At 41.6% G+C, this 7,014-nt stretch carries 3 protein-coding genes; 2 read left to right on the top strand and 1 reads right to left on the bottom strand.

What is annotated here, in order from left to right; genetic code table 11:
* Positions 1 to 179: 179 nt before the first annotated feature.
* Positions 180 to 3,116, bottom strand: a complete 2,937-nt coding sequence (locus tag PSE7429_RS20000; RefSeq protein ID WP_009629170.1) for an ATP-binding protein — start codon at positions 3,114 to 3,116, stop codon at positions 180 to 182.
* Between the two features lie 835 nt (positions 3,117 to 3,951).
* On the opposite strand from PSE7429_RS20000, the gene larE reads away from it, so the two are divergent.
* Both larE and PSE7429_RS27345 read left to right on the top strand, forming a co-directional pair.
* On the top strand, positions 3,952 to 4,773 hold the full coding sequence (gene larE / locus PSE7429_RS19995) for an ATP-dependent sacrificial sulfur transferase LarE (protein ID WP_009629169.1): 822 nt from the start codon (positions 3,952 to 3,954) through the stop codon (positions 4,771 to 4,773).
* Between the two features lie 966 nt (positions 4,774 to 5,739).
* A complete protein-coding gene (locus tag PSE7429_RS27345; RefSeq protein ID WP_009629168.1) occupies positions 5,740 to 6,885 on the top strand; it encodes a septal ring lytic transglycosylase RlpA family protein in 1,146 nt (381 codons plus the stop codon).
* Positions 6,886 to 7,014 lie beyond the last annotated feature (129 nt).

The following is a 7,014-nucleotide window of genomic DNA, read 5'->3' as shown; positions in this document are numbered from 1 at the left end:
TTACTGGGTTTGGTGTTTAATTCACAAAAGTGTTGTCACACTTTCGTGAATTGGTATTAAACCCCAAAAGAGGGTTACCACGCGGAGCGTGGTAACCCTCTTTTGGGGTTTATGCCCTAGAAAGCAACACAATCTAACCAAAGATGAGTGCGGCGCTTTGCGCCGCACTCATCTTTGGATCAAGCCTTAACGGCTTTTTGATCGATGGGAATTTCAATAATAAATTCTGTACCTTTGCCCATTTCAGAATTACATTTCAAAATCCCATTGTGAATTTCTTTAACCACTTGAAAGCTAATCGATAAACCCATACCCGTTCCTTTGCCGACTGGTTTGGTCGTAAAGAAGGGATCAAACAGCCGCTTCTGAACTTCTGGAGGAATACCCTTGGCATTGTCAGCGATCGTAATTTTGGCATAGCAGTTTCGATCAATTTCCGTTTGGATTTTAATCGTACTAACGCTCTGACTGACCTCCATCTGCGAGAGGTCGAGAAGTTTCTCCTCGATCGCATCAATGGCATTAGAGAGAATATTCATAAATACTTGATTGAGCTGTCCCGCATAACACTCAACTTCAGGGAGATCGCCATATTCCTTAATCACATTGATCGCTGGGCGATCAGGACGGGCTTTAAGCCGAGCTTGCAAAATCATTAACGTACTATCGATCCCATCATGGATATTGACGGGCTTTAAATTAGCTTCATCCATCCGCGAGAAATTACGCAATGAAATAACTATCTTTTGAATCCTTTCTGCGCCTACTTTTAGCGATGAGAGGATATTGGGTAAATCTTCCATGAGAAATTCTAGATCGATCGCTTCTTCTTCCTGATGAATTTCTGGTTCAGGATCAGGATAGTATTTACGATAAAGTTCGATCAAATTTAATAAATCCTGTGTATAGGTTCCAACATGGACGAGATTTCCATAAATAAAATTCACGGGGTTATTAATTTCGTGAGCCACTCCCGCAACAAGCTGTCCCAAACTGGACATTTTTTCCGTCTGAATAAGCTGCACTTGGGTTTGCTTCAAACTACCGATCGCTTCAGACAATTCCTTAGTACGATCCTCTACTCGATGCTCTAGCTCAGAGGTCAGCAGTTGCATCGCCTCCTCAACCCTTTGCCTTTCCTCAATCTCCTGTTGTAATTGCAGATTTTGGCGATCTAGTTCTGCTTCTGCTAATTCTCGACTTTCTTCGCTGAGGACTAACAACCAAGTCCCCATCCCAATTAATACAGATAAAGGTGCGTATAGCTCTAATAAAACCCCAAGAAAGTCCGCACTGGAATTAATGGGGAAAGTTGGCGATTTCAGAATGCTATGGTAATAAACCAACCCAAACACCACTGCGGCAATGCCTAAGAGCAATAGAAATATACCGATGAACCTGACTAGTCTTACGCCTAACTGTGGGGAAAACTTTTTGGAAAAAACTGTACGGGCGATCGCTAAGGTCAAGCTGCCAATATCGTCATCGTTAGTCTTACAACCGTCATGGCAACGCGCATCAAGACTACAACAAAGCGAACATATTGCCCCATCGTAGACAGGACAATAGGCGGTATCCGCAGGTTCGTACTTTTGTTCGCAAATACTACAAGGGATTAGCGTGCGCGGATCGATCTTTTGCGATCGATAAACGTTTTGACGCGCAATATAGTATTTACCCTTAGTGGCGATCGCGATGATGGGTGAGAGCACAAAAGCAATTCCCATCGCCAGAAAAGGGGCATAGGCTTGGGCATAAGCCCCCAAACAACCCACAAAGGCAATGATCGAAATAATCGAAGCAATAACCATGGAGCCAAAGCCCACAGGATTAAAGTTATAGAGGTAAGCCCGTTTAAACTCGATATAGGAGGGACTAATTCCCAAAGGTTTATTGATCACTAGATCAGCGACTACTGCTCCAATCCAAGCGATCGCCACATTAGAATAGAGCCCCAATACAATATCTAGGGTTTCAAATACACCGAATTCCATTAACATCAAAGCAATCGACACATTAAAAATCAGCCATACTACCCGTCCAGGATGGCTGTGAGTCAATCTAGAAAAGAAATTTGACCATGCTAACGATCCCGCGTAGGCATTGGTTACATTAATTTTGATCTGAGATACCAATACAAATAAGGTTGCCACGGATAAAACGACCCGAGGATCGGCAAAGACATCGGCAAAGCCCGTCAAGTACATCTGGATTGGTTCCTTAGCATGGGTAGCCGAAATCCCATGATTAATGGACAAGGATGCCAGAAAAGCGCCTCCCAATTGCTTTGCTGTCCCAAAAAAAATCCAACCAGGTCCCGCCAAAATAACAGCAAGCCACCATTGCACCCGATTATGTTCTTGTTTTTCTGGTAAAAATCGCAAATAATCTACCTGTTCTCCGATTTGGGCAATTAAGGAAAAAGATACCGTTGCCGCTGCACCAAAGAGGATCGGATGAAAGGCTGCCCCACTGGGAGAGTTACCCGCAAAATTCACCCAGTTAGAAATTGCCTCAGGCTCTTTATTAATGATAAAAAGGAAAGGCGTAATCATCAATCCCAACCAAATTGGCTGCGTCCAAAGCTGCAACTGGTTAATCAGTGTAATTCCATAAAAAACAATTGGGATAATAATTACAGAGCAGAGAATATAGCCCAGTGCCAAAGGCAAATGAAAATATAGCTGTAAGGCTTGAGCCATAATTGCTGCTTCAAGCGCAAAGAAAATAAATGTAAAAGAAGCGTAAATTAGCGAGGTAATAGTCGAACCGATATACCCAAACCCTGCTCCCCTAGTCAGTAGATCGATATCAATATTATATTTAGCGGCATAGTATGCGATCGGTATTCCCGACAGAAAGATAATTCCCCCGACTAACAGAATCGCCCAAAAGGAATTTGCAAACCCGTAGCTTAGCAATAGCGAACCCCCTATTGCCTCTAATGCCAAAAAAGAAGTGCCGCCTAAGGCAGTATTTGCAACTAGGAATTCCGACCATTTCCTGAACGATCTAGGGGCGTAGCGAAGAGAATAGTCTTCTAAGGTCTCATTTGCTACCCATGTGTTATATTCCCTGCGTTCTTTAACAACTTTGCTAGTTGACTTGGTATACATTCCTATCCCCATAAAAAACGTAGAAAAATTTTACCTTAAGCTAGGTAAGCTATTAGTAAATGTATAAATAATTACGAAAATTAAAAAAATGTTAAGGCTTTTATGCCTAACTTTAGTGCAAAAAGTCTCTAGATAAACCATGTAAACATCAATAAAATCAATGAATACAGAGCACTCACTCGTTTTGACGCTCTCCTTAATATAAATGATTATATGACGATCCCCTAATGATTTAGAAACAAGGCTCAGGTATGAGGCTTTCTTTTCGGCTTTATAGATCGCCACGATCGCAATTATAGCTACAGTCACTTAATCAAACCCCAAGAATTGACTGGCGGCGTGAAGCGCCGCTAGTCAATTCTTGAGTAGTACAAGCGACAGCTATAACTAACGTCAGTTCGGGTTAAGCTGGCAAATTTGCAAAGCCTAAAAGTAAAAGCCTTGCTACGCAAGGCTTTTACTTTTAGGCTTTGAGAAAGGGTTTGCGTAGCAAACCCTTTCTCAAAGCCCGTTTCACATTATCCCGAACTCACGTTATACAAAAGCTCAAAATGGCTACGCCATTTTGAGCTTTTCAAACCCTTACTGGGTTTGGTTTTTAATTCACGAAATTGTGACAACACTTTCGTGAATTGGTATTAACTATACTGAAACCATACTGATGTATTGAACTGATGTATTGAACTGATGTATTTAAGTACCTCAGCATAATTAAAATCCAGATCTAAAACCTATGCCGCACGCTGCGCGTGCGCCGCAGATTTTAGGGTTTTATATTTAATTAAGCCCGCTTACTTAATTGATGAATTGAACTCAATAAACATTTAAACAGGTTATGTTAAGTAACACTTTGTCAGAAAAGCTTGATCGCTTACGTCATATTTTTCGGGAATCCTCAGAAGTCCTTGTTGCCTATTCGGGCGGTATTGATAGTACCCTTGTCGCAAAAGTTGCCTTTGAGGTTTTAGGCGATCGCGCCCTTGCCATTACCGCTAACTCCCCCTCCCTATTGCCAGCCGATCTAATTGCGGCACAGGTACAAGCGGAATTTATCGGAATTAAGCATCAAACTGTCCAAACCGATGAGATGGATAATCCGAATTACACAGCAAATCCGATTAATCGTTGTTATTTTTGTAAAAGCGAACTCCACGACAAACTCAAACCCCTTGCCAAAACGATGGGCTATGGTTATGTGGTTGATGGCTTAAATGCGGACGATCTGCAAGACTATCGTCCAGGAATTCAGGCTGCGAAAGAACGCGGCGTGCGATCGCCTCTTGCGGAAGTAGGCATTAGCAAAATAGAAGTACGGATGTTATCGCAATATTTGGGACTGCCTTGGTGGGATAAACCTTCGCAACCCTGCTTAAGCTCAAGATTTCCCTATGGTGAGGAAATAACGATCGAAAAATTGCGCCGCGTAGGTAACGCCGAACAATATCTCCGCGATCGCGGCTGGAAAGGTGATATCAGAGTGCGATCGATGGGAGATGTCGCCAAGGTGGAAGTGCCAAGCGATCGCCTACAGGAATTTATAAATGTAATGGCGATCGGCGACCTGACGAAGGTCTTTCGCGAGTATGGATTTAATGCGATTACCTTAGATTTAGAAGGTTTCCGCAGCGGCAAACTAAATGATGCCATCATCCCGTAAATCTCTCAAAAAGCGCTCAAACTGCCAAAGAGCAAATCAAACCGTCATGATTCGTTAATTAAGTAATACCAAGTAAAGAAATGGCTAAGCCATTTCTTTACTTGGTATTACAAGACTGGTGGCAGCTAGATTAATTAGCTAGGACAAATAAAACCTAAGAATTAATTGGCGGCGCTTCGCGCCGCCAATTAATTCTTGGGTTTTATTTGCTAGTACGACAGCTATATATACAGATACAAGATATATCGCTATGCTTTGCCCCTTTTGTTTGTAATATCTCCTAATTTTTTTAAGATTTAGAAAAAAGTTTCAATCAATTGATTAGAAATTCTTATAGTTTAACTTTATGTGTTTTGCTTAACTTCTTAGTGATTCCCGTACAGTTACGATTTTTTGAATGAAAAAATCGATATTTTGTTCATCACGAGCATATTTGCGAAAGAAGCTTAAAAAAAATTGCATAAATTGAATTTTAGTATCTATCTTCAGGTTGATTTCTGATCATTTCCGTCATTTTGTTTCTGAAATCATGTCTTCACAAGGTTTGTATACAAACAAAGCTCAAGGTAGATTGTAACTAAAACCGAAATTTTCTTGTGTATTGAGTCGTGATGCATATAAAAAATTTTTGGGCGCAAAAATGCCTATGTCTAAAGGCATACTTTTGCAGCCATTTTTTTGTAACCATCAGCACAAAGTTCCATTTTTATAAAGAATCCTAATGAGAAAGAAGCAAAATTTCGATTTTTAATAGGAAACAGACGCTTAAATCATTGCGGTACAAGGGTTTGATGGCTAAGTTGTCGTCATTTTGAATAACCATGTTAATCTGATTCACATGGACAAGATTATTTGCATTTTGTTCCTAGTTCGCAAAATTGATTGTTAGTAATTTTGCTTGTAAGTCATTCTCAGTCAAGCTTCTATCGATTTTTTAGTCGTTTATCTTCATTTTCTGTTTTACCTATGCTTAATTGGAACTGGAGCTACAAGCTCTCTACCTCAGTAGTAGCTCTTGCTATCGTCTCAACCATCGCTAGCCCTAGCGCACAGGCTCAGTCTGAAGTCAAAGCTACTAATACATCTAGTTCTTTATCAACTTCTCTAAAGGTGGGGGAAACCAGATCGCAGTCGTTGATTAGAACTAAAGATGATTCTATCGCCCGCATTCATACCCACATATTAAATGGTAGAAATGCTGCTACTGTCTATGTCCGTGGCATCCCAGTAGTTACCTATATCGATACGGATGAATCTCCAAAAGTCTCATCTCCAGATAGCCAGATCAATACTCAGACCAATACATTAAGTCCATCAAGATTTAAGGGAGAGACCAAGAAGAATTCTAATTCAGTTAAGTTACCAGCCAATAACACAAATAATCTAACCAACAGCCTTAACTTAGGGTCGAGTAATTCAGATAGTTCATCAAATAGTTCGTCAAAATCCTCAGAGGATAGTGCAGAACGTCTGCTTAGCTCCTCAAATCCGATCGAGCGTGCTACCGCTGCCGCTGCATTAATCAATCAGCTTAGCCGCGATGGAATTGATGCGAATAAGATTATTCCAGCTTGGAAAGATGGTAACTATGTGATTAATCTAGGCGATCGCGCTACTCTCAAGTTTGACGATCAGGTAATTTTCCCAACCTCTTCACAAACTCAAGCGCAAAATCAAACGCAAGATGTATTGGAATCAGCAAATCTACTGCGTCGTCTTCTCGGTGGTGCTAATCCTGTATCGGAAATTAGCGATGCCCCAAATTCTAAATTTGCGATCAAGTCCTCCTTTAATCCAATGCTTCATAGCCGAGTCGTGGGAGTAATGTCTGGCATGGCTTCATGGTATGGTCCAGGCTTTGATGGGAACTATAGTGCTAGTGGAGAGTTGTTTAATGCGAGCGATCTCACTGCCGCGCATCCGAGCTTACCCTTCGGCACGCTTGTTCGGGTCGTTAATATGGACAACGGTCAGTCTGTGGTAGTCCGCATTAATGATCGTGGACCCTATGCCCATGGTCGAGTCATTGATATCTCAACAGCTGCGGCGAACGTAATTGGTTTGATTTCTTCTGGAGTCGCTCCTGTGCGCCTAGAAGTCTTATCTAAGTAGCTGGATCAAAAACTGCGGCGCACGCGCTGCGTGCGCCGCAGTTTTTTGGGTTTTATCTTAGTTTGCCCCCCTCTAATACCAATTCCCAAAAGTGTGGCTACACTTTTGGGAATTGAAAACCAAACCCAG

The organism is Pseudanabaena biceps PCC 7429 (genome assembly GCF_000332215.1).
Classification (GTDB): domain Bacteria; phylum Cyanobacteriota; class Cyanobacteriia; order Pseudanabaenales; family Pseudanabaenaceae; genus Pseudanabaena; species Pseudanabaena biceps.
The sequence above is the reverse complement of the archived record's forward strand: the minus strand, read 5'-3'. Positions and strand labels throughout refer to the sequence as shown.